General features: G+C 43.1%; 18 protein-coding genes and 1 tRNA gene. 8 read left to right on the forward strand and 11 right to left on the reverse strand.

The window, feature by feature from the left end:
* Positions 1 to 29: 29 nt before the first annotated feature.
* Both hda and QL919_RS00895 read right to left on the reverse strand, forming a co-directional pair.
* Positions 30 to 833 (reverse strand): DnaA regulatory inactivator Hda, encoded by an 804-nt coding sequence (gene hda, locus QL919_RS00890; RefSeq protein WP_290187719.1) that lies wholly within the window; start codon positions 831 to 833, stop codon positions 30 to 32.
* A gap of 369 nt (positions 834 to 1,202) precedes the next feature.
* A complete protein-coding gene (locus QL919_RS00895) occupies positions 1,203 to 2,309 on the reverse strand; it encodes an AI-2E family transporter (protein ID WP_290187720.1) in 1,107 nt (368 codons plus the stop codon).
* 338 nt (positions 2,310 to 2,647) lie between these two features.
* Here QL919_RS00895 and purM point away from each other — a divergent pair, with 338 nt between their 5' ends.
* Both purM and purN read left to right on the forward strand, forming a co-directional pair.
* Positions 2,648 to 3,709 carry a phosphoribosylformylglycinamidine cyclo-ligase gene (purM, locus tag QL919_RS00900; RefSeq protein ID WP_290187721.1) on the forward strand — a complete coding sequence of 354 codons (1,062 nt, stop codon included), beginning with the start codon at positions 2,648 to 2,650 and terminating at the stop codon, positions 3,707 to 3,709.
* Entirely contained in the window at positions 3,709 to 4,395 is a 687-nt protein-coding gene (gene purN / locus QL919_RS00905; RefSeq protein WP_290187722.1) for a phosphoribosylglycinamide formyltransferase, read from the forward strand. Before purM ends, purN begins: the two co-directional genes overlap by 1 nt.
* A 176-nt stretch (positions 4,396 to 4,571) precedes the next feature.
* On the opposite strand, the gene QL919_RS00910 is transcribed toward purN, so the two are convergent.
* Together QL919_RS00910 and QL919_RS00915 are read right to left on the reverse strand one after the other, a co-directional pair.
* Positions 4,572 to 5,960 carry an NAD-dependent succinate-semialdehyde dehydrogenase gene (locus tag QL919_RS00910; RefSeq protein WP_290187723.1) on the reverse strand — a complete coding sequence of 463 codons (1,389 nt, stop codon included), beginning with the start codon at positions 5,958 to 5,960 and terminating at the stop codon, positions 4,572 to 4,574.
* 427 nt (positions 5,961 to 6,387) lie between these two features.
* Positions 6,388 to 7,377, reverse strand: a complete 990-nt coding sequence (locus QL919_RS00915) for a LysR family transcriptional regulator (protein WP_290187724.1) — start codon at positions 7,375 to 7,377, stop codon at positions 6,388 to 6,390.
* Between the two features lie 766 nt (positions 7,378 to 8,143).
* Here QL919_RS00915 and QL919_RS00920 point away from each other — a divergent pair.
* A complete protein-coding gene (locus QL919_RS00920; RefSeq protein ID WP_290187725.1) occupies positions 8,144 to 9,730 on the forward strand; it encodes an isocitrate lyase in 1,587 nt (528 codons plus the stop codon).
* Positions 9,731 to 9,928: 198 nt separating this feature from the next.
* The gene (locus QL919_RS00925; protein WP_290187726.1) at positions 9,929 to 11,593 is read left to right on the forward strand and encodes a CYTH and CHAD domain-containing protein; all 1,665 of its coding nucleotides are present in this window, start codon (positions 9,929 to 9,931) and stop codon (positions 11,591 to 11,593) included.
* A 133-nt stretch (positions 11,594 to 11,726) separates the two neighbouring features.
* Here QL919_RS00925 and QL919_RS00930 read toward each other — a convergent pair whose 3' ends face one another.
* A complete protein-coding gene (locus QL919_RS00930; RefSeq protein WP_290187727.1) occupies positions 11,727 to 12,254 on the reverse strand; it encodes a L,D-transpeptidase in 528 nt (175 codons plus the stop codon).
* 136 nt (positions 12,255 to 12,390) lie between these two features.
* Here QL919_RS00930 and QL919_RS00935 point away from each other — a divergent pair, with 136 nt between their 5' ends.
* A complete protein-coding gene (locus QL919_RS00935) occupies positions 12,391 to 13,674 on the forward strand; it encodes a hypothetical protein (RefSeq protein WP_290187728.1) in 1,284 nt (427 codons plus the stop codon).
* A gap of 127 nt (positions 13,675 to 13,801) precedes the next feature.
* On the opposite strand, the gene QL919_RS00940 is transcribed toward QL919_RS00935, so the two are convergent.
* The gene (locus QL919_RS00940; protein WP_290187729.1) at positions 13,802 to 15,040 is read right to left on the reverse strand and encodes an argininosuccinate synthase; all 1,239 of its coding nucleotides are present in this window, start codon (positions 15,038 to 15,040) and stop codon (positions 13,802 to 13,804) included.
* A gap of 357 nt (positions 15,041 to 15,397) precedes the next feature.
* Here QL919_RS00940 and pyrC point away from each other — a divergent pair, with 357 nt between their 5' ends.
* From pyrC to QL919_RS00955, 3 genes are all read left to right on the forward strand, one after another.
* Positions 15,398 to 16,468, forward strand: coding sequence for a dihydroorotase (gene pyrC, locus QL919_RS00945; protein ID WP_290187730.1), 1,071 nt, complete (start codon positions 15,398 to 15,400; stop codon positions 16,466 to 16,468).
* Positions 16,469 to 16,724: 256 nt separating this feature from the next.
* On the forward strand, positions 16,725 to 17,384 hold the full coding sequence (gene rnt / locus QL919_RS00950) for a ribonuclease T (protein ID WP_290187968.1): 660 nt from the start codon (positions 16,725 to 16,727) through the stop codon (positions 17,382 to 17,384).
* Positions 17,385 to 17,957: 573 nt separating this feature from the next.
* A tRNA-Glu gene (locus QL919_RS00955) sits at positions 17,958 to 18,033 on the forward strand.
* Positions 18,034 to 18,360: 327 nt separating this feature from the next.
* On the opposite strand, the gene QL919_RS00960 is transcribed toward QL919_RS00955, so the two are convergent.
* The 5 genes from QL919_RS00960 to QL919_RS00980 all read right to left on the reverse strand — a co-directional run bounded on the left by QL919_RS00960 (position 18,361) and on the right by QL919_RS00980 (position 24,861).
* Positions 18,361 to 18,984 (reverse strand): BLUF domain-containing protein, encoded by a 624-nt coding sequence (locus QL919_RS00960; RefSeq protein ID WP_290187731.1) that lies wholly within the window; start codon positions 18,982 to 18,984, stop codon positions 18,361 to 18,363.
* Between the two features lie 467 nt (positions 18,985 to 19,451).
* A complete protein-coding gene (ispD, locus tag QL919_RS00965; RefSeq protein ID WP_290187732.1) occupies positions 19,452 to 20,204 on the reverse strand; it encodes a 2-C-methyl-D-erythritol 4-phosphate cytidylyltransferase in 753 nt (250 codons plus the stop codon).
* A gap of 164 nt (positions 20,205 to 20,368) precedes the next feature.
* A complete protein-coding gene (locus QL919_RS00970; RefSeq protein WP_290187733.1) occupies positions 20,369 to 20,677 on the reverse strand; it encodes a septum formation initiator family protein in 309 nt (102 codons plus the stop codon).
* A 157-nt stretch (positions 20,678 to 20,834) separates the two neighbouring features.
* Positions 20,835 to 22,127, reverse strand: a complete 1,293-nt coding sequence (gene eno, locus QL919_RS00975) for a phosphopyruvate hydratase (RefSeq protein ID WP_290187969.1) — start codon at positions 22,125 to 22,127, stop codon at positions 20,835 to 20,837.
* A gap of 385 nt (positions 22,128 to 22,512) precedes the next feature.
* The gene (locus tag QL919_RS00980; protein WP_290187734.1) at positions 22,513 to 24,861 is read right to left on the reverse strand and encodes a cation-translocating P-type ATPase; all 2,349 of its coding nucleotides are present in this window, start codon (positions 24,859 to 24,861) and stop codon (positions 22,513 to 22,515) included.
* Between the last annotated feature and the right edge of the window lie 7 nt (positions 24,862 to 24,868).

Below are 24,868 nucleotides of genomic sequence, written 5' to 3' on the forward strand. Positions count from 1 at the left end.
ATTTTGGATAAAAATTCGGCTTCTTTATGCTAGAAGTCGAGCGGCATCGTATGTTGGTCCTGATCGGCCGCGTCGCTATCGACTTGTGTTTCTTGTGCGATATCAGCCAGTTCAGCCGCTAAAGTCTGCTCATCAATAGTACGCAAGGCATCAGTAATGACTGCTTTAGATATATTACTACGACCAAGGTTAGAAAACATTGGTTGAATGTAATTGAGCACCTCCATCATCGCGCCAATACGATGTGGCCCCTCATTGAGTAAGTAGTCAATGATGCGATCATCAAACTGCCAACCACGGCGACGTAAGATAGACTGCAGTAATGCTTGGCGGTCAGCTAAGTCATGACCATTAGGGACTTTAAAGGAGGGAGACTGTGCCAGACGAGTCAACAAATCTCTCAATTGAAATGGCAGCTCGCTAGCAGGCTTATTGGCCGCAAATAGCAGCTGACGCTGACCTTCACGGCTGCGATTTATCAGGTGAAATAAGGCTTCTTGCCACTGGCTGCTTTGCTCGAGCACCTCTAAATCATCGATAGCGATAAGGTCGAAGTTTTCTAAAGAAGACAGTACGTGGACATCGGTATGTATTAGCTCATTAAGTGACAGACATATTGCGGTCTTGTCCATCTCAATAAACGACTCACAAATAGCGGATAGTAGGTGGGACTTACCAGTAGCAGGGCTGCCAAACAGGTATAGCTGACCAATCAGGCCGACATGTAACTGCCGTACTGCATCAATAATCGACATCCAACCTGGACCGGCGAAGTCGCTGAGACTTGCATCATGCTTAATGTCCAGATTGAGACTTAGCTGTGCTTCTGCCATGAATCATCAACTCGGTTTGCGTAGCACAATCACTAAAAAGGCTAAACGACTGATATTTTAAACTGACCTTGACAACATTGACTGCTATCAAAGCCAACCTAATAACGGCCAATACCGTTAATACTGCGCCTATATATAACATATTTACAAAATGACTGACAAGTCTTTTACCTATTACGCCTTATCAATCACCGTTTGCTTATCTTACCACTGAACGATGCCAACCATCATATTTAGATACCTATAAAACTTTGTCCAGCTTTTTTTACTTGCAGATTATAAAAGCAGTACTAATAGAAAAAATTTGAATAGTATTAATCAGCAAAGACTTTAAGTAAAAACATAAAGCTGTAGAAGCTACTTTAAACGCTATTTTTTATCAAATAACGTTAATTGCTTGCGACCCTTATAAAGGTCTGTCGAACGATAATAATCATACAAATGGTGGAATAACACATTCAGTACGGCGGAGACAGGCAGTGCTATGAGCATGCCCACAAAACCCAATAGGCTTGCACCTGCTAATACGGCAAAGATAACCCACAGCGGTGACAACCCAATCTTATCCCCTAACAGTAATGGCTGCAAGATATAGCCTTCCGCCGCTTGCCCTACCAAAAACGCCCCGACGATTAATGACAGATATGTCCAGTTTAAGCCAAACTGGAATAGGCAGGCGATAATCGCTGCAATAAAGCCGATACCAAAGCCTAAATAAGGCACAAAACTGGCAATACCTGCGACCATACCAATGATAAGCCCAAGCTCAAGCCCGATAAGCTGTAACTGCACGGCATAAATGGCACCTAGCAAAACCATCACCAATAACTGACCTTTGATAAATGCCATCAATGCACGATCACATTCTTGTGCAATCTCAACGACCTTATGGCAATAAGGTGCAGGTATCGCCATCTTCCATGTCTGCAAGCGTTGATCCCAATTGAATAAGAAATAGAAGGTCAAAATTGGCACCAATACAATCAAACCAGCATTATTAATAAAGTTCATACTAGACGCAATGATTTGACTCATCATCGTACTGGCATCTTCAAACTTATAGTTCGTCTGCATATACTCGACCAAGGTTTCAGAGAAACCTTTGGCTTCTAATTCTGGCAGACGAATGCGGCTGTTATTGGTAAACCAGTCACGCACCACTTCGTTGTACCAATTTAATACCTTCGGTAGGTATTCCCAAGCCGCTTGCAACTGATGCCATAGAGTCGGTATTAACCACCAGAGCAGTAGCACCATGCCTAATGTAATAGTCGCATAAACGATGATGATTGCTATCCAACGTCTGATATATTTTGACAACCGTTTGACCAACGGATTGAATAAATACGCCAATACGAAAGCAAAGACAAAAGGCACGATAACGGGCATCATCAAATACAATAAAAACACAGCCACTACCATTCCCACGACGATAAATAAGCGCCGGAAAAAAGAATCTATTGAGCGGTTCATCATGGTGAGTAATCCTACGACTGGGCTGATTGAAGATAATAGTAAGGGTTAAACTGTGCTTATTTTTAATTGAGCAACACCATCATAACAGCAGACAGTTATTGACCATAAATTTAGCGTTCTATTATCGCAGAGTCAGATAAAAAATCCGTCATTTTTTGTTTCTTAGTGGTTTATTTACCGCTTAAGGTGAATATTCGCTGATAATTGGTAAGTTGCTTTGCGAGTAAGGGCTATTTTTGGGTATAATGTGCCCACTACTTTCAAACCTTCCTTCTCTGATTCTATTTATCGATTTCGACGATTCGTTCGAACTATTTAACCCCAATTGTGAGATAACCATGAGTGATAAGCCTTCTTTAAGCTACAAAGATGCCGGTGTTGATATTGATGCAGGCGACGCGCTGGTTCAGCGGATCAAATCCGTAGCAAAAGCCACTACTCGTCCTGAAGTTGTGGGCGGGCTTGGTGGGTTTGGCGCATTATGCCGCATTCCAACAGGTTACACCTCTCCTCTACTTGTCTCTGGCACTGATGGTGTTGGTACCAAGCTCAAATTGGCGTTGCAGCTCAATCGTCATGACACCATCGGTATTGATTTGGTCGCCATGTGTGTTAACGATTTATTAGTGTGCGGTGCAGAGCCGTTATTCTTCTTAGACTATTACGCAACTGGCAAGCTTGATGTTGATGTGGCGGCGACCGTTGTCACTGGTATTGGTGAAGGCTGTAAACTGTCAAACTGTGCCCTTATCGGCGGTGAAACAGCTGAGATGCCAGGCATGTATCAAGATGATGATTATGACCTAGCTGGATTCTGTGTGGGTGTGGTTGAAGAAGCAGAAGTCATCACGGGTGAAAATGTCGCAGAAGGCGATGTATTAATCGCCCTTGCCTCAAGCGGCGCGCATTCAAACGGCTATTCATTGGTACGTAAAGTCATCGAAGTCAGCGGTATTGATGTCACTAGCAGCGACGAGCAACTAGATGGACAACCTATCCAAGATGCGCTGATGGCCCCTACCCGTATTTATGTTAAAGCCATTAAAGCCTTGCAAGATACGCTTGGTAGCTCTGCCCTGCATGCTATGTCACACATCACTGGTGGCGGCTTAACCGACAACCTACCGCGTGTATTACCAGACCATCTGGCTGCTAGCATTGACACCAACAGCTGGCAGTTCTCAGAGCTATTCACATGGCTACAAACCCAAGGTAATATTGAGCAAAGCGAGATGTATCGCACCTTTAACTGTGGCGTTGGTTTTGTCATCGTCGTACCAAAAGATAAAGCTGAGGCAGCCATCAAAACTTTAAACGATGCTGGCGAGACAGCTTGGCAACTGGGTGAGATGGTCAAGCGCAGCACTGATGCCCAGGCGGATGCCGTGGTGTACCGTTAATGTTAATGGACAATGCAAGCCAAACTATCCAACCATTACGCATTGCCGTTTTGGTATCAGGTAGTGGTAGCAATCTACAAGTTCTAATAAATGCCATGCAAGCAGGTGCGCTACCGATTGAGATAGTCGGCGTGATTAGTAATCGTGAGGATGCTTATGCCATCACACGCGCACAAGACGCCGCCATTCCAGTCGCTGTGTTGTCACATGTTGCCAGTGGCAAACGCATGGGTATCAAAACTTTTGAGACTCATGCCAGCGCCCAATTGGTAGAATGGCAAGCAGATTTGATTGTATTAGCAGGATTTATGCGGGTTCTCAGTGCAGATTTTATCGATAACGCACCAGCACCGATGATTAACCTGCATCCTTCTTTATTACCTGCTTATAAAGGCCTTGATACCCATCAACGTGCCATACAAGCAGGCGAACGTCATCATGGCTGTAGTATTCATGTTGTCACGGCTGAGCTTGATGCGGGCGCTGTTTTGACCCAAGCTTTATTAGAAATCAATCAAAAAGATACTACTAACAGCCTGCAAACGCGCGTGCAAAAGCTTGAGCATCAACTGCTGCCTTGGACTATTATGCTTATTGCCAAAGGTGTCATTAACCTTAATAGTCAGGGTACAGAGGCTTTTTCTATGTTACCCGCCCTACCTTTACAGCTTTGGTTAAATAACTAAACGTCAAACAATACTTATCCGTTTACAGAAAAAGCAGAACAAGTCATTCTTGTTCTGCTTTTTTTATGTGACAGTCTCTTATGTGACAATCGACTGTTTTAAGCTATTTATGCTCAAAAAAAATACCCCGCTATTCAATAGCAGGGTATTTGTGAGACTGATAACAGAACGTAAAATTAGACAGGTGCTTGACCGACAACATGAACTGCTTTGATATTTACAAATTCTTTGATACCAAAGCCACCATGCTCACGACCATAACCTGAGTCTTTGACACCACCGAACGGTAATGCTGGACTCACCAAATCGTAACCGTTGATATAGACCATACCAGTATCGAAGTGCTCTTGAGCCAGGCTAATGGCTTTGTCCTCGTCTTTGGAGAAGATAGCACCACCCAGTCCATAACGGCTATCATTAGCAATACGGAATGCGTCATCTTGATCCTTCGCACGGATTAAAGAAGCGACTGGACCGAATAACTCATCTTTATAAGCAGGCTGCTCTGGTTTGATGTTTTCCAAGATAGTTGGCGGATAAAAAGAGCCAGGCATATCAGGCACTTCACCACCGAGCGTAATCGTTGCGCCTTTGCTCACACTTTCTTGTACTTGTTTGTGCAGCTCATCACGCTGTTTGCTACTTGACATCGGGCCTACATCAGTAGATTCATCCATTGGATCACCGATTGTATAGCCTTTGAACTTTTCAATAACCAAATCACGGAACTTGTCATAAACGCTGTCTACAACCACAAAGCGCTTGGCAGCAATACACGTCTCACCATTGTTATACAGACGAGCATGGGCACAAGTTGTCGCCGCTAACTCTAAATCTGCATCTTCTAGTACGATAAACGCATCATTAGAGCCAAGCTCCATAACAGTCTTTTTGAGCACTTTGGCTGCTTGCTGTGCCACTACTCTACCGGCTACATCACTACCAGTTAGAGTTACACCACGTACTTTATCGTTTTCAATCACTTGCTCAGATTGATCATGGTTAATGATTAACGTACGGAATAAATCATTTGGTAAGTCAGACTCATGCATGATTTTTTCGATAAGCAACCCTGAGCCTGTAACGTTTGACGCATGCTTAAGTAAAACACTGTTACCTGCCATTAGGTTGGCGATAGTATAGCGGAAGACCTGATACGCTGGAAAATTCCAAGGCTGAATGCCGTAGATAATACCGATTGGGTCATATCTGACCAATCCTTTTTTGATACCTTCGATATCACGCTCATCTTCAGCAAGGGCAGCAACACCTTCACTGGCCGTAAAGTCACAAATGGCTTTACATAAATCAACTTCGCCTAAACTGGCCTCAAGCGTTTTACCGCGCTCTTCGGTCATCAACTTAGCCAACTCATCTTTATACTTCATCAGCGTGTCGCCAATAGAGTTGATGACTTTAGCTCGTTCTTCAGAGCTGACCAAACGCCATTCTGAATAAGCCTTATGAGAGTCATCGATGATTGTATTGACTTCATCATTACTCATATAGCTGTAACCTTTGATGTCTTTACCCGTTGCTGGGTTCACAGTGGTAATATCTGCCATGATTATTTTCCTTATTTATTTTAGTGTAGTTTCTTTAACGTATTTAAAAGTTAAATGAACTTATTATTGCTATGTCTATTATTAAAATCCGATCACTATTATTAAATTAAGATTATCAAATCAAAGTTAATTAACTCTTAAGCCAATAGTATCGAGCAGCTTAACAATAGCAGTCTTATATGTCTTTTTTCTTAATGTTCTTTCATCATAACAAAATGCTCGATGAGTAGGTTTACAAGTTATAAAGAAGTGTGCGTAAGTTGTTAAGAGTGTGACTGCGGTATTAAGCACACCCACCTCTTGTACAAATCCTTTTGTGAAAGTTATGTCAATCAAATCAGACAAAAAAACCAGCCCTAAGGCTGGTTTGATAATTTTGCTTCGATAATGAATGACACCATAAAGAGACCGTCGAGCTGTAAACTGCCTAAAATAAGTGATTGATCACAGGGATTTCTTGCGGTGGGTTTTCTTCGTCATCGACAATTTGACGAGCCACATGCATGATAAGTTGGCGCAACCACCGGTGTGCTGGATGATGTTGTAATAATGGGGACCATGCCATGGTTAGCTCAAACTCAGGAATAAAGAACGGCGGCTCTTCCATTTTAATGCTGTCGTTATTGGCCTGCATTTTTGCCACACGCGTTGGCAATGTGGCAATCAAATCTTTGTTAGCCGCGAGCATGGCTGGCATTTGATAATGACGAGTAAAGACACTGATTTGGCGCTTTTGTCCCAAGCGTTGTAGCGCTTGATCAATGGAGCCCAAGCCACCTGACTTTTCTGGGTTGACGCCGAATCCTACCCCCATTCCTGTCTTGGACACCCAAACATGCTGCGCTTTTAGATAGTTTTTTAGATTGAAACGATTGGCATAAGGGCTTTCTGACGATAGCAAACAACTAAAAGTATCACGCCAAACCAATACTTGGTGGAAGCTCTGTGGTATCTCGTTGAAACGGTTAATCGCCAAATCAACCCGTCCCTGCTCCATGTCTCGATACGAGACGTCCGATGGAGTCAAAAAGTCCAAAATAACATTGGGTGCTTCTGAACGCAGCGCTTTGACTAACTTGGGTACCAAGGTCGCTTCTGCATAGTCTGAGGTCATAATCCGAAAAACACGTGACGTGCTATAAGGGCGAAACTCAGTACGTGGCTCTAATACTTGGGTCAAGTCAGCGAGTATCTCGCGAATGCGTGGCTGCAGCTCTAGGGCGCGTTCGGTTGGTGTCATACCTTCAGAGGAGCGTACCAATAATGGATCATTAAACAATTTACGCAAACGACGCAAGATGTTGCTCATCGCAGGCTGAGTAATACCAAGCTGCTCAGCTGCACGAGTGACGTTCTTCTCTCGTAGCAACACATCTAAATGTACCAATAAATTCAAGTCTACCCGCTGCAAATTCATATATAGTTCTCTTGGGCTTGGAATAAATGCCTTTGTAAGCATGGCATTTTTAGTGCTTTCTTTTTAGTGCTCTTATACAAATTGTTGAGTTATAACAGCATCATATCGCTATTTTTATCTATTCTTCTCTGATACACACGCATTATAACTCAATTTACCGACCGTAAGGTACTGTTATCTATGGACTATATCTTAAAAAAATACCCAAGATAACTATCATAAATTAGATAAATCTTGGTAAGGCAGTTATAGTGAGTCACGTAGATGGTTTGTGACACGGACGATACACCGTGAGGTAGCCTGCTGTTTTGAGTCATCTAGCGGACACAATCATATCGTATATTAATGATATAAATCGGTAGCAAATAATTATTATCTGGCAATTTATCGATACTGCATTCGTTACTAACCACGGATAAATATATCGAATACCCCATATATTATTGTAACATCTCTTATCGCCAATTATGACATCACTGTCTATTAATTCGCTTAAACCCCTTAGAAACATATGAATAAGTGCAACCAACTTTCATATGTCACCAACTATCTTTCAACGACCGAGTTCAGCAATCCCCTTGTATTAGTGGACAGGTTTGTTTAGGGTAACTAAGGCTTTAACTGATGGCTAACGACTGCGCCAAGCTTTATGAGATGGCAATACCGTTAATGTACTGCTTAAAATTATATTTTTAGTGATAAACAATCGTCACTACTTTAGCACTCAGTTCATTCGTTTTTTTACACCCCACCAAGGAGACTATAGATGTCAACTGCATATAAATCAGCGATCGATTTAGTACGTGAATTAAAGCAAAAGCACGGTAACTGGCAGAATATCAGCGAAACCGATGCGGCACGTATGATGTCACAAAACCGTTTCAAAACTGGTTTAGATATCGCAAAATATACTGCAAAAATCATGCGTCAAGATATGGAAGACTATGACAATGATACGTCTCAGTACACGCAGTCTTTAGGTGCATGGCATGGTTTTGTTGCTCAACAAACAATGTATGCTAAGAAAAAATACTTCGGTACGACGTCTAAAACTTACATCTACCTATCAGGTTGGATGGTTGCGGCCCTACGTTCTGAGTTTGGTCCTCTACCTGACCAATCTATGCACGAAAAAACGTCAGTACCTAAGCTAATCGAAGAAATCTACACGTTCTTACGTCAAGCTGATGCTAAAGTATTAAACGACTACTTCCGTGAGCTAAACGCTGCAGAAGAAGCAGGTCAAGACACTTCAGCTATCCTAGAAAAAATCGAAAACTTTGATTCACACGTTGTGCCAATCATTGCTGATATCGATGCTGGCTTCGGTAACGAAGAAGCGACTTACTTGCTAACTAAGCAAATGATTGAAGCTGGTGCTTGTGCTATCCAAGTTGAGAACCAAGTCTCTGACGCTAAGCAGTGTGGTCACCAGGCTGGTAAAGTAACGGTACCGCATGAAGATTACATCGCAAAAATCAACGCGATTCGTTATGCATTCCTAGAATTGGGTGTTGAAGACGGTGTTATCGTTGCACGTACTGACTCTGAAGGCGCATCACTAACGCAAAAAATCCCAGTATCAGAAGAGCCAGGCGACCTTGCTTCTCAGTACATCGACTTCATCGAAATGGAAGAAGTGACTCTTGAAGATGCAAAAGAAAACGACAGCTTGCTTAAGCACAACGGCAAACTAGTACGTCCAGTTCGTCTGCCAAACGGTCTATATCAATTCCGTGAAGAAACGAACATCGACCGTGTTGTACTTGACTGTGTAACTGCTCTAGAAAACGGCGCTGACCTACTATGGATCGAAACACCGACTCCAGACGTAGCACACATCAAAATGATGGTTGATCGTATTAAAGAGCAACAGCCTAAAGCTAAGCTTGTATACAACAACAGCCCATCGTTCAACTGGACGCTTAACTTCCGTAAGCAAATCATCGCTCAGTGGGAAGAAGAAGGCAAAGACATCTCTGCATACAATAAAGATGACTTGATGAGTGCTGATTACGACGGTACTGAGCTTGATACAGCAGCTGACGAAGCGGCTAAGAACTTCCAGCGTGATGCGTCACGTGAAGCAGGTGTATTCCATCACTTAATCACGCTACCTACTTACCACACCACTGCACTTAGCGTTCATGAATTGGCTAAAGGCTACTTCGGTGAAGAAGGTATGCTTGCTTATGCAGCTGGTGTACAACGTAAAGAAATCCGTGAAGGCATCGCTTGTGTTAAGCACCAAGCAATGGCAGGTTCTGACCTAGGTGATGATCACAAAGAGATTTTCTCTGGTGACAACGCCCTTAAAGCTGGCGGCGGCAAGAACACGATGAACCAGTTCTAATCACCGACCACTTATAAGTACCTTTTATAAGTAAAGGTTATAAGAAAAGCCGCTCTACATGCATGTAGGGCGGCTTTTTTATGCGCTATCTTAAGACATGCAAAAATAAAGTTTTACTTGTTATTCAGCGATAGCTTTCATACGATGGTAGTCATCTAGATAATAACTTACATAGTATTCAAATAATCGGGAGCCATTATGCAAGAGATTGAGCTAAAGTTTTTGGTACCAGAGTCGCGACTAAAAGGTTTGATGCGCCAAGCAAAAGTCAAATCTTCTGAAGTAACACAACTGGCTGCCCATTATTATGACACCCCTGACCAGCAGCTCGCACAGGCGGGCATTGGCCTACGTATTCGTAAAGAAGGCGATACATGGGTACAAACCATCAAGGCAGGCGGCGACGGTATTGCCGCACGCCTAGAGCACAATGCCGTGTTAGACAATGAGCAGGTACAGGCCATGCTCGATAATAATGAGCTCATGCCTGACTTAACGATTTATAAAAACACCTCTATCGCTCCTGCTTTGGCAGACTTTAAATTAAAAAAACTGACTAAAAAACTTACACGGCTATATGTCACGGACGTAGAACGCACCACTCGACTACTGATAGATGATAGTGATGAAGCTGCTAATAACCAGATTGAGATGGCATACGATGATGGTGATATTATCCATGGCAACGACGATGACAAGCGTGATGCGATTCAAGAGATTGAATTTGAGCTGATATCAGGCGATATAGACTTTTTATTTGCCACAGCCAAAACATGGTGCAAACGCTATAAACTCTGCCTGTCTACGGTGACCAAAGCTGAACGCGGTGGGTTGCTCATTACTGAGCAAACGCATAGCCCAGCAGTGAACGCCGATCTAAAGCAAATGACTATCAATAAAAAGACCAGCCTGCCCGCCTTTATACGGGCAGCCGTGCATAATTGTCTGTTGCAGATATTACCGAATAGCAGTGCTATCGTGGCTGGTAGTAAAGAGGATGAGCATATACTGCAACTGTATATTGGCATTGCGCGCCTAACAGCAGCCTTACAGATGTTTGCTGATTACTCCGATGAGGTCAATCCTGAATGGCTACTGATACTTAACCAAACAGCGCGCTTACTTGACGGCTACCACGAGCTTGGCTATGTAGCATCAGATATAGAGCCCAACTTACAGAGGCATGGCGCACCTATCGTCGATTGGACAGCAGACATTGATGCTCTAAAAATCACCCCAAAGGATGCTGTCAGTGCCAATGATTTTCAACTGACCTTGCTTGAGCTAATAGCCTTTACTATGAGCGACCCAAGTATCGAACCGCGAGCGGATAAACGCGTTATAGATAAACTGGCAAACACCTTCTCTAATCAGTATGCAAAGTTTGCTAACGCTGCACATAACCTACAGAGTAACCCTCATTCAGGCTCGGATATCACCAAGTCAGCAAACGACAATATAAAAGGTATTGATTCAGCAGATGATGATTCACAGACTATTGGCTCAGACAGTGTGAATTTAGCAAGCTTAGATGTGGAAGACCCTATTCATGAGCAAGCACTGCATGAACTACATCATCAATTGGAAATCTTGCATTATGGTAGCGAGTTTGCTGCGCCATTATTAGACAAGAAAAAATCGAAAAAGAAAACCAAACGCATGCTCAAACATTTGCTAAAGGCAAAAAAAGCTGTAGCGCAATATCGTAACCATGCACAATATCAACAACGTTATCAACTAAAGTCTCTGACAAATACCAATGCATGCTATGGTGCAGGTTGGTTTGCAGCCATGCTAATACGAGACCAAAAGCATGCTGAGAAGCGACTGGCTAAAGTGAAGGACATCTCAGTGCTTTTTTAATCAACTCTATATCTACATCATGAAAGACACTAAGATACTGAGTATAAAAAAAACAGCTCATACAACGTGAGCTGTCTTTTTTAGTGTTACCTTCCTAGGGCGTATTCTCAATGAATATAGCCCCCTTATCAAATCAGCTCCCTATGATGGTGACAGCAGCACCTTCTTCAACGTGTTTAAATAGCTCAACGATATCCTCGTTACGCATACGTACGCAGCCATGTGAGAGTGGCACGCCCATTGGTTCAGTGTCTGGTGTGCCATGGATATAGATATAGCGCTCATAAGTATCGCAGCCCCCTTGGCTGTTACTACCTTTATTGACGCCATCCTCAAGACCACTTAACCATAGAATGCGGCTTAATATCCAATCACGCTCGGGATGCGACTTACCAAGTTCAGCATCGTATACCTCACCTGTTGGCACGCGTCCCACAAATACAGCATTCATAGGCGACTCCCCGCCTATTTTATCAGCGATGACATGCTTGCCAAGCGGTGTACAACCACTATCCTGCTGCCCACCAATACCGTTTTTGGCAGTAGATACAGGGTATTGCTTTACTTCTATATCCTGCTGAAAAACCGTCAATGTCTGCTTCTCGACATTGATTATCAGCTGTCTATCAAGGTGATTATTATTAACGCTATTATTTTTCATAAACATATCCAACTGCTGTTTACCGCATTACTGAGAGCATAATGAGTAAAATTCTTGAGTTTTTCTATTATTAAGGGATTGTATCAAGGCATTTGGCACCGTAATATAGGGGCACACTTTTTGATGCTAGCAGATTATGACGACTATTTCACCGACACGTGTGTCGATGTATGATTTTTTATATCATGATACCCAGCCTATGGTATCGCTTTTAGCAGATGCCGCACAGCTCTCATTGCCGCAAGCGCGCTTAGCGATAGATGCCAGCTTACAAGCCATTGTCAGTGCGCTTCTTGCTTATCAGCAGCGCCATCAAGGGCAAACAGTCAGCAAAAAACTGTTTGGCCGCAGTGCAGTCAAAGAGCTACGCCAATATAATTCTATGAATTTTGCGACCATTAGTGCGACGTTATATCATCGTCACGATGCAGCAGACGCGATATTCAGTGATAGCGCACGGGTAATCAAAGCCAGTGAACTCATTGCAGAAAAAATAGACGCGACAACTCAACAGGTGCAAACTTTACTCACATCTTTATGTGTCATCGTCCTACGTGAACTGGCCATTTTGGCAGAATACAGTCAACTTGATAATGATGAGATTAATAAGTGGTTCGCTTTGCAGCCACAGTTCTTATCATCAGCGCGTTTTACCGTCAGTGAGCCAAAAAAATCGCCAAGTGCGTTGACTGATAAAGATGAAAAAGACCTTATCAGTACTGATACCTCCGTTGATACCGCAATCGAGAACTCAGAAACACACTCAGAAAGCCCTCAGGAACGTCGCTTATTAAGCACTGAGCAACTCTCGAGCACCCCGCCACCTTTCGACCCTCATTGGCATGAGCTGACTGGTTTTAAACCTGAAAATCAAGAGCCGGTACAAGATATGCAACTAGCAACTGGCAACTATTTAAAAGCCATTGGTCGCTCTCCTGACAATGTACAGCAAGGTCGCCACAATGACATGTTGGTGTTCGCAGATATGTACGCCATTGCCCTGCCACATCAGCGCTGGTTATTACAGCTTGCTAAAATCTCTGACATTTATCTCAGTCGTAATCGATTACGAGTCACCTCAGAGCCTATCAATCCACCAAAACCACCACTAGTCAGCTTAGGGTTAATCGGTGCTAATAACGATAACACGCCTGCCACAACCAGTGAAAAACCGATCGAGTATGAAGCATCCACACCACTATGGAAGAATCCCGTTATTCTTATCATTATTTTGGTCATCAGCGTACTTGGTGCATTAGCAACGCTAAAATATCAAACGAAAAGATCTGATGGTGCTAGCCTTGCCACTGAAGAGGTATTAGAAAAAGAGGCTAGCGAGGAGCATCAGCAACAAGATGTGGCCATTGTGAGGGTAGATGACGATGATTCTAGTACTGAAGCTGTAGAGGATACTAAGTAGAGATATCTATTTTCCACACGGCGATTGTTAATATAATACTTTTGCCAATAATGTATCCACAATAAAAAACAGAGGCACTATTCATATAGGCCTCTGTTTTTATTTATACGCTATTTAAATCTTTATCTTATTTTGATAAGTCACGACCACGGCTGGCTTCGATAGCCAAACGCAGACCATTTAAACGGATGAAACCTTCCGCGTCTTTTTGATCATACGCGCCAGCATCATCTTCAAAAGTAGCAATTTTCTCATCAAATAATGAGTCATCTGACTTACGACCAACAACGCTTACGCTACCCTTGTACAGCTTCACACGAACCGTGCCATTGACATATTCTTGTGATTTATCAATTAATGCCTGTAGCATCATACGCTCAGGACTGAACCAATAACCATTGTAGATAATTTTTGCATAACGTGGCATTAGCTCATCTTTTAGATGTGCCGCTTCACGATCCAGCGTTAATGATTCGATACCACGATGCGCTTTTAGCATAATAGTACCAGCTGGCGTCTCGTAGCAACCACGTGACTTCATACCAACGTAACGGTTTTCAACGATATCCAAACGTCCAATACCATGCTTGCCGCCAATCTCATTAAGCTTAATCATCACCTCATAAGGCTTTAATGTTTCGCCGTCAATCGCAACGATATCACCTTTTTCATATTCTAATTCCAGATATTGCGCCTTATCTGGCGCTTCTTCTGGGCTGACTGACCAGCGCCACATATCATCTTCTGCTTCAGCATATGGATCTTCTAAGATGCCGCCTTCATAAGAGATGTGTAATAAGTTGGCATCCATTGAGTAAGGAGATTTTTTCTTATTGCCTGCATAATCAATAGCAATGCCATGTTCTTCAGCATATTGCATCAAGCTCTCGCGGCTAGACAAATCCCACTCACGCCAAGGGGCAATGGTCACCACATCAGGAGATAAGGCAACCGCACCAAGCTCAAAACGTACTTGGTCATTACCTTTACCTGTCGCACCATGACTAATGGCATCAGCGTTATGTTCTTTGGCAATCTCAACCAAACGTTTGGCAATTAGCGGACGCGCAATAGAAGTACCAAGTAAGTACTCACCTTCGTAAATCGCGTTGGCACGGAACATAGGGAACACATAATCGCGAGCAAACTCTTCGCGCAAGTCTTCGATATGGATGTTCTTGATACCCATGGCTTCTGCTTTGGCACGTGCTGGCTCAACCTCTTCACCCTGACCGATGTCAGCAGTAAAGGTAATCACTTCTGCATCATAGGTTTCCTGTAGCCATTTAGCGATGATTGAGGTATCAAGACCACCTGAATATGCCAAGACGATTTTATTAATATTTTTTGGATCAAGCTGAGCCATGAATAACTCCTATTATGAGAATTGGGATTTGGTAAAAGCGCGAACATACAATCAAAAGATAATCTACTTGCTCAGTGTACATCATATTTACTATAGGCAAAAGTACAACTGCCATAAGGTGTAAGCTTTTGGCTAAAATCTCTCGTTAATTCATTTTAATCAGTCATTTTTGGATTAATGATTCATGTTCAGATTTAGCAGGATTTAAATGAATTAACCATTACTGCATAAATACTCAATGAATTATGTACAGATACTTAGCCGCATATTTAGTCAAGTAGGCAAATCTGTTATGATAGCAGCCCAGTACCACTCACTTTTATTCCTGTATATGACGATATAGAGCGCGATGACATTATGACTGATTCGATTAGAGAGTTAACCATCCTTCAGCCGGACGATTGGCATATCCACTTGCGTGACGGTGACGCTTTGAGCACGACTGTGGCGCATGCAGCTGACAGTTTTAATCGCGTCATTTGTATGCCAAACCTAGTACCACCTGTCAAAAATATCGACGATGCACGTGCTTACCGCGAGCGCATCATGGCGCATTTACAAGCCAGTGATTTGAGTGCTGAGCGCAAGTCAGCGTTTGATCCGCGTATGACATTATATTTGACCGACAATACTACTGTACAAGATATCGAGATGGCAGCACAGTCAGGCCTTGTACAAGCGGTCAAGCTTTACCCTGCTGGCGCAACCACCAACTCAGCTGATGGCGTCACCGATATTAATGCCTGCGTTGATGTGTTTGAAGCGTTAGAAAAACACAACCTACCGCTGCTGTTACATGGCGAAGTAACGCAAGATCTTGTGGATATTTTTGACCGTGAAAAACGCTTTTTAGATGAAGTACTGTCACAAATTATCGTCAAATTCCCAACCTTAAAGATTGTGGTAGAGCATATCACTACCAGTGATGCCGCTGACTTCGTATTAGCGCAAGGCAACCAAATTGCGGCCACCATTACTCCGCAGCATTTGATGTTTAATCGCAACCACCTATTGGTTGGGGGTATCAAACCACACTTTTATTGCTTGCCTATACTCAAGCGTGAAAGCCATCAAAAAGTACTGTTAGACGTTGCGACCAGTGGCAATCCTAAGTTTTTCCTAGGCACTGACTCAGCACCGCATGCGACTGATAAAAAAGAAGCCGCTTGTGGCTGTGCTGGCTGCTATAGTGCTGCCACCGCACTAGCATTGTATGCCACTGCCTTCGATAGTGTGGGAAAAATAGATAAGCTAGAAGGCTTCGCAAGCCGATTTGGGGCTCAGTTCTACGGACTGCCAGTAAATGACAGTACTATTACGCTCATCAATACACCGATGCAAGTGCCGACAGAATACCCTTACTTTGATGGCAACTCACTGACTCCACTGATGGCTGGCGAAACGCTGCCGTGGTCTCTAAAAGCCTAAAGCTTGCTCATATAAAGCAACTTATTTAGTCCTATGATACTGATGATATACTTAAATTGAGTGTTGTCAGCAGTATCATAGGACGATTGCTATTACCCCAATGTTTTCATTCAATACCACTGCTCTACTGATAAAAGTGATTTAACTTGATATGACCATTCAAAACGAAGCCACCTTAACCAACAATAACGCCATAAATGATACAGACTTAAATACTAAGCCCACCACTCATACCGAGGTGGACGAGCAAACAGCCATGTGCTTAAAAGACCGTTTTCGGAAGTTTCTGCCTGTCGTGGTCGATGTCGAAACAGCTGGTTTCAATGCGCAGACGGATGCTTTGTTAGAAATTGCCTGTATCCCAGTGCTGCTTGATGAGCAGGGTGTGTTTTACCCAGGTGAGCCCCTCAATGCCCATATAGAACCTTTTGAAGGGGCAAATCTGGAGCCAAGTGCGCTTGCCTTCACAGGTATTGACCCTAAAAACCCAATGCGTAAAGCCATTGCTGAAGATGAAAAGACTGCGCTACGTCGTATTTTTAAAGGTTTAAAAGAAGTGCGCCGTGCAGAAGACTGCCGTCAATGCGTGTTAATCGGTCATAATGCCCATTTTGACTTAGCATTTTTGAATGCTGCGGTGTTACGTACTAATAGCAAAAACCACAATCCTTTCCATAATTTCTCAGTATTTGATACCGTGACTTTGTCTGCATTAGCCTTTGGTCAGACAGTGCTGGCACGTGCCTGCAAGGCTGCTGGTATTGATTTTGATGGTAAAGACGCCCACTCTGCACTATATGACACGCAAAAGACCGCGGAGCTGTTTTGTCATATCCTTAACAGCTACCCGATGCTAGCCAATGCTATGCATAATGAGACAAATGTAGAAGAGTCTTCTGAAGATGATAATAAATAAGCCACATATCCTATGTTGCTAACTACTTGTAATAGTGCTATTTGTAATACTTGACGACTTTAACCTCTTGATTTTGCAATCAATGAGGATATGATTGATATCACTATAAAACAATAGGTAGCTTACTTATTAACGTTGATAGAGTCTTATAGACTATTTTCAAGATTAATAGAGTATAGGACACTGGCAAAATTAATACTGAAAGAATACTGAACCTGCAATGATATCCTACAGATGGTTTAAGTCGCTCACGCTGGCTTGATAGCAAACGTCGCTTATGTGTGGCACTGCTATCAAGGTTGCTCAATAGGAGGGATTTTATCATGGATCCACAGCTCAAGTTATGGGGAACCATCCTCGGTTATATGCTGCTAGCGTTAACCATTAGCGCTTGCACCTCGTTATGGATTCGACATCACTTAAAGCGTAATGACCTGCATCCTCGCCGTGCCATTAAAAAAAGATATTTAATTTTAAAAAGAAGAAGAAAAAGGCTTGACACAAGACGCAGACGCCATTAAAATACGCACCACTTCAGCATAAATGGTGAAAGCAGCTGAAGCGTTGTTACTAGTCCCCATCGTCTAGAGGCCTAGGACACCGCCCTTTCACGGCGGTAACGGGGGTTCGAATCCCCCTGGGGACGCCACTATTCGGCGTCACTTATTGGCACTTTTGATAAGCATTAGATAAGACTGATAAGCGTACCACTAAAAAGCCCCACTCATAAGATATTATGAGTGGGGCTTTTTTTATGTCTATTTTCTACTTTTTGACCAAACGAACCTTTTTAGCCAAACTAGTCACCTCTTCTCTACTCTTTTAGCTGATAGAGTCCATTGAGCACTATCCACTTCAAATACATCTTATATTTAGCCGCAAAAAAGCCAGCAATGCATGCTGGCTTTTCGAACTTTAAATTGGCTATAAGCTATTGAATATCAGTTATCAATAGTCATCTAAAAGCACCAATCATCTACCAAATTTTATCTGATAGCATTAACCACAGTAATGCTATGATAATCATCGAGCCCAATACTGTTTGAATCAAAAAGAATGCTTGATGTTGACCAACCACTTTACTCAAAGTCACTCCTAAAGTGCTGTATTTAATAGGCGGTGTGTCAATATTGCCAGTTCTTACTTGCTCTTCATAGTAGTTTTGCAAGATATCTAAGAACTTACGCCATTCGTTTTTGCCCCAATTATAAGGCTTAAATGGCATGAACTGCTTTAACTCAGGCTCTTTAGTCATCCAACGCTCAAGGGTAATTGAACGTAATGACCAACTGGCAAAACGACGTTTGGTAATTTCAGAAAAATCTAAAATCTTTAATTCTTTATGTCGATCATCTACCAACAAACGATTTTTTAGATTGGTTAGTGCCTGCTCTGATCCCTCGACACACTGTAAAAAGTAGCCATTGCCATAGCAAAGAATACCGGTGACATTATCTATTTGATTGCGTTCAACCGCGGTCTCTGAGATATCATTAAGCGTGCTAGGACTTGAAAGACCAGTAGAGGTAATCCGGCTTATATATACAAGCTGGCAGAGATCTGTCGTTACTGGATTTGTTGAATCGTTGATTGTTGACAATCAGCTTCTCCCTATTATCAGGTAAATGTCGCTAAAACAATCATACTAACTTCAGAAAAAATATAGAGACAACATAACTAAGCGTAATGAATCGGTCTGATATATTATTGATTTTATAAGTGTTTATATTAATTGTATTAAGTTGGTTACATCATAGGCTAGTTTAGTCATCAAAGCAACCTATGTTTACTTTACAAGCATACTAATCAATGAAAATACATATGTTAGACTGACTTTATATTAAAATTTATGAATATATTTGAATGATTCTCATAGAAACATTTATGACGTGAATATGCCGAAGCCTATGCAAACCAAGCGCTGCAAGAAAAGAATAATGCAAAACCACTAAAGCACTGAGGGAAATGGTTTTTGATGGTTAGAAGGGTTGTTGGTTACAAAATCAACTGACAGAAAGGAGTAGTAAGAAATGCCGCTATTTTTGACAGTGTCGTTATCACTTATATTTAAGATTGAATGGTCAAAATCGCTGCTAGTAATGTGGCATCATCAGGGTAAGTGAGCTTGATATTCTGCCGACTGCCAGTCACTAGACGAATCGGCAGCGCTAAGTGTTCAAAAGCGCTGGACTCATCCGTGATATCTAGCTGATTCTCGGCGACATGTGCCAATACTTTTTGCAATTCAGCTAAGCGAAAGACTTGCGGGGTTTGTGCTTGCCACGTGTTACTACGGTCGATAGTACGCTTAGTATAAGAATGCTGGTTACTTGTATCTACTTGCTTATTTTTAGGCTCAGAGTGATCGCTACATTGAACATAGGACTCTTTTAGGGTGTCAGCCACTGGTGTGGCGAGAATAGCACCATAAGGCTCTAACATCGCAGCTTCGATAACTTTATCAATATCATGGCTTGGTACAGCAGGACGTGCAGCATCATGAATCAATACCAAATCTGAATCTTCAGCACCTTCATTATGAATGGCCTCTACCCCTGCTCGTACTGACTGCCAACGCTCAGCGCCGCCAACCGCATAATTGATGGGGAGCGCAAAATTAAGCGTCTGGGCTGTACTGTCATCAGCGGCTACGACCAACAAGCATTTATCTATATAACCACTACACGCAAGCCTTGCCACGCTGTGTTGTACTAACGTTTGCCCTTGTAGCTTGGTATATTGTTTAGCTACAGACGCACCAAAGCGACTACCGCGACCAGCAGCGACGATCATGGCATGTATTTTAGGTGTGGTATTCATAAGGCAGTGCTCATATGATAGCGCTCATAAAGCAGTGCTCATGGTTGAGACCAATGAAGATGTTGCTAGAAGGATGAGCAATAAGAAAGGTGAAAAAGAGTCTAATAGAGTATAATGGCTCTATTATAAATAGAGGAAAATAATAACTTCAAAATCAAGCATGATTAATAACGACTGTGCGTCGTCGGCGCGGTTGATACTTGTACAAATGTCTCATTAGGCTTAATCAGACCCAAATCTAAACGGGCATGCTCTTCTACTGCTTCAAGACCAGTCTTCAGGTCATGAACATCCGTGCGTAATAAGTTATTTGCCGCTACTTGATTGTCGTTTAAGCGCTGCTGCTCTTCTATTTGAGTCATCAGTTTATTGTGCTCAACCCGACCGTTTTCACCTAGCCAATACTGATATTGCAATCCTAAAAGTACGGCAACGGCTAGAGCAAGTAGGATAAATTGGCTAAAGTATTTCATAGAGTGATCACGCCAAACGATAGAAAGATAATAAAAAATCAGCCAAACTTGCTAGGCGATATATAAACAGTGATACATCGCCTAGCATGCGCTAATAGTTCAGCTTATAAGCTTTGGCTGTTTAATATAAAATTTTCAAATTAAATAGCCAGTCAGTTTAACCACGCAGACCGATGAACTCTTCACGGCCACGATAGCTTGCACGGACTTGTTGCTCAATACGTAGCAATTGATTGTATTTAGCAACACGGTCTGAACGGCATAATGAGCCAGTTTTGATCTGACCTGCTGCTGTACCAACCGCTAAATCTGCAATAGTGCTGTCTTCAGTCTCACCAGAACGATGCGAGATAACTGTTGCATAGCCGTTTTTCTTCGCCAGATAAATCGCATCTAAGGTTTCTGATAAAGTACCGATTTGGTTAAACTTAATCAAAATCGCATTGGCAATTTTCTTGTCAATACCTTCTTGTAAGATAGCAGGGTTGGTCACAAATAAATCATCACCAACCAACTGAACCTTATCACCAATCTGCTCAGTCAAATACTTCCAACCATCCCAATCAGACTCATCCAGACCGTCTTCGATAGAGATAATAGGATACTGACGTGCTAGCCCTACTAAATAATCTGAGAATCCTTGGCTATCAAAGGCTTTATTACCTTCGCCTGCTAAGATATATTGGCCATCTTTATAGAACTCGCTAGCAGCACAGTCTAAAGCTAAATGAATATCTTCGCCTGCTTTATAGCCGACTTGCTCAATCGCTTGCATGATGACGGTGATAGCTTCTTCGTTGCTACGTAGGTTTGGTGCAAAACCACCTTCATCACCAACCGCAGTATTTAGACCTTGTGATTTCAGTACCGATTTTAAGCTATGGAAAATCTCTGTACCCGCACGCAGCGCTTCTGAGAAGCTGGTGAAACCAACTGGCTCAATCATAAACTCTTGAATGTCTACCGTATTATCCGCATGCTCACCACCGTTTAGGATGTTCATCATCGGTACCGGCATCGTCAATGACGTCTGATTACGCAGATTTGCAATGTACTGATGCAGTGGCAGACTTTGTGACTTAGCGGCGGCTTTAGCTGTCGCTAGTGACACGGCTAGCATAGCGTTCGCACCAAGATTGTCTTTGTTTTCTGTGCCATCTAATGCAATCATGGCATCATCAATGGCTTGTTGCTCAGTGACATCTTTGTCCATCAGTGCACTACGAATCTGGCTATTGACGTTGGCAACGGCTTTTTTAACGCCTTTACCCATGTAGCGATCTTTGTCGCCATCACGCAGCTCAAGTGCTTCACGCGAGCCAGTAGAAGCGCCACTTGGGGCGGCAGCACGACCGATGGTGCCATCAGCTAAAATCACATCAGCTTCAATCGTTGGGTTACCACGTGAGTCTAAAATCTCACGAGCGCGAATGTCTTTAATTGCGGCGATGTTGGTGGTTTCTTCAGCGTACATAATGTCTGTTAATTCCTTTGGTCATGCCAAGTTTGTGGGGTAAATAACGGCAACTAGAATACAAAAAAGATAAAGCAAAATATCGTATAGCCTGTATACCCAGACCAGTCTTGCCTATTTATACGGTTGATACAATCTTATATCCGTTTATAAAATCGATTTATTTACGCGTAACTTTGCAAATAATGACAAGTCTATTTGGTATTTTAACCGTCAGCTATAGTGCTTAGCATCATAGCATAAATTTTGCCAAACTTCCCTTATCTTACACCAACTTGCGCCCACAAAATCATCTATGGGCAGCGATAGCAGTCATAATCGAACTGTTGAATTGGCGACGATATTAGAAGTGAGATAGCACTCATACTTTCGTGACGCCTTTGCCATCATTATGAGGGTTAGAGACGGTATTCTCCAGCTCAACCTCGGTTTTGAATCGTGTCAATCTTAGTGCATTCATCAATACTGAAATGGAGCTGAGCGCCATAGCAGCAGCGGCAATCATTGGGTTTAAAAAACCAAAAGCGGCAAGCGGAATACCAAGCGTGTTGTAAAGAAAAGCAAAGAATAAGTTTTGCTTGATATTTCGTAGCGTGGCATTCGCAATTTTTTGCGCGGCATCGATATGCATGAGCGACTCACCCATCAAGCGTGCAGAGGCGCTATGCTGAGCGACATCAGTGCCCTCAAACATCGCAAAGCTAGCATCGGCGGTCGCCATCGCTGGTGCGTCGTTAACACCATCACCTGCCATCGCAACTTTATGCCCAGCGGTTTGCAACACGGCAATTTGGCTTGCTTTGTCACGAGGGCTCATTTTACCGTAAGCTTGCTCAATACCCAGCTGCCCTGCCACATGGTCGACGACGGACTGCTTATCACCACTCATCAAAATGACATTGATACCAGCATCTTGTAGCGCGGTTATGGCTTGTGGCGTATCAGGCTTTAAGTCATCAGCAAGGGCAAAAGCACCTAACGGCTCATCATTAATACTAACCGCAACGGTACTAGCAATTTGCCATACTTTTGGCATAAACTTAGGCAAGGTTAAATTAGCAAACTCTGCGGTGCCGACTTTTACAAGACCCAGGCTTTCGATATTTGCTTGGATACCAGCGCCTTTTACAACACTAATGTCAGTGACATTCATCAATGGTAATTGGCGCTCAGTAGCCGCATTAATCAATGCCGTGGCTAGTGGATGACTGGCATGGGCTTCAACGCTTGCGGCAATTTGTAAGACATCATCAACGGCAATGGACCTATCTACCATCACATTGTCTACGATAGTAGGCTTACCAATGGTTAATGTGCCTGTCTTATCAAGCACAACAGTATCAATGTTGCCCGCAGCTTCAAGGCTTTGTGCATCTTTGAACCAAACGCCATGACGTGCGGCGACACCCATACCAGCCATGATAGCCGCTGGTGTTGCCAAACCAAGCGCACAGGGACAAGCAATGACTAGCACTGACACCGCATGCATCAATGCCGTACTAACGGCACCTGTCAACCACCATGTCAGACCAAAGGTGACAAGGGCTATAGCAACGACGACTGGGACAAAAATAGCTGTGACTCTATCAGCAAGACGCGCTAAATCAGCTTTTGAGCCTTGAGCGTCGCTGAGCGCTTGTACCATATCACCCAGCTTAGTGTCGCTACCCTTAGCACTGACACGATACAGTAGACTGCCGTTTTCGACGAGAGCGCCTGCGAGTAGCCCATCGCCCTCTTCTTTTTTAAGCGGTACTGACTCACCCGTTAAATGACTCTCGACACACCAACCACTGCCACCGATGACCATACCATCGGTTGCGACGCGGCTGCCCTGCTTAGCGCGTAAAATATCACCAACTTGCACATCTTGCAGTGCCACATTATGAAAGTCGCCATTCGGCTGCTGCTGCTCAACTTCATCAGGAGTCAATGACAATAGTAAATCAATACTATTAAGACTATGCTTTTTGGTGCGCTCTTCTAAATACTTACCCGTACGAACAAAAGCAATGACCATCACCCCTGCTTCAAAATATACAGCAGGTCCGTGTCCACTGCCATGACTGCTTTGCAATAGACTGTTTAACGTGCCATCACCATGAGTGAGCCATAGATACGTTGAATATGCCCAAATAGTCACCGTACCGATGACCACCAGTACGTCCATATTGGCAAGACCACCTTTGATGGACGCCCAAGCGCTTTTGTAAAAGGGTAACGCCAGCCCAAATTGCACAATCGTCGCTAGGATAAACTGAATCCAAACTGGCGGCATCCACGCCATACCTTGACCCACAAGCATACCCGCCATACCAACTAAAAACGGCACTAAGCAAATCCACAGTCCAATCAATCGCCATGGGTATTCGGTCGCTGTATCTTCATCCTTCTGTGCAAACAAGCTGTCGCCTGCCTGCAAGTTTGCAACAAAACCCGTTTTATTTACCCATTCTGTGACCTGCTCGGGCGTCGTCTGCGTCGGATCATAATCTACATTGGCGGTCTCGCCAGCGAAGTTTACATTCACCTCATATATCGAAGGTTTTTTATTGAGCACCTTTTCGATGCGTGAGGCACAAGCCTGACATGTCATTCCATCAATGGCCAGCTGCAGGTGTGCACGCTCCGGCGCGAGCGTCGTATTAGACTGTGTATCAGTCTCAACATCATAGGACTGGTCATTGGTAGTATGGGTAGAATCATTCATAAATAGA

The organism is Psychrobacter sp. APC 3426, from assembly GCF_030408035.1.
Classification (GTDB): Bacteria; Pseudomonadota; Gammaproteobacteria; order Pseudomonadales; family Moraxellaceae; genus Psychrobacter.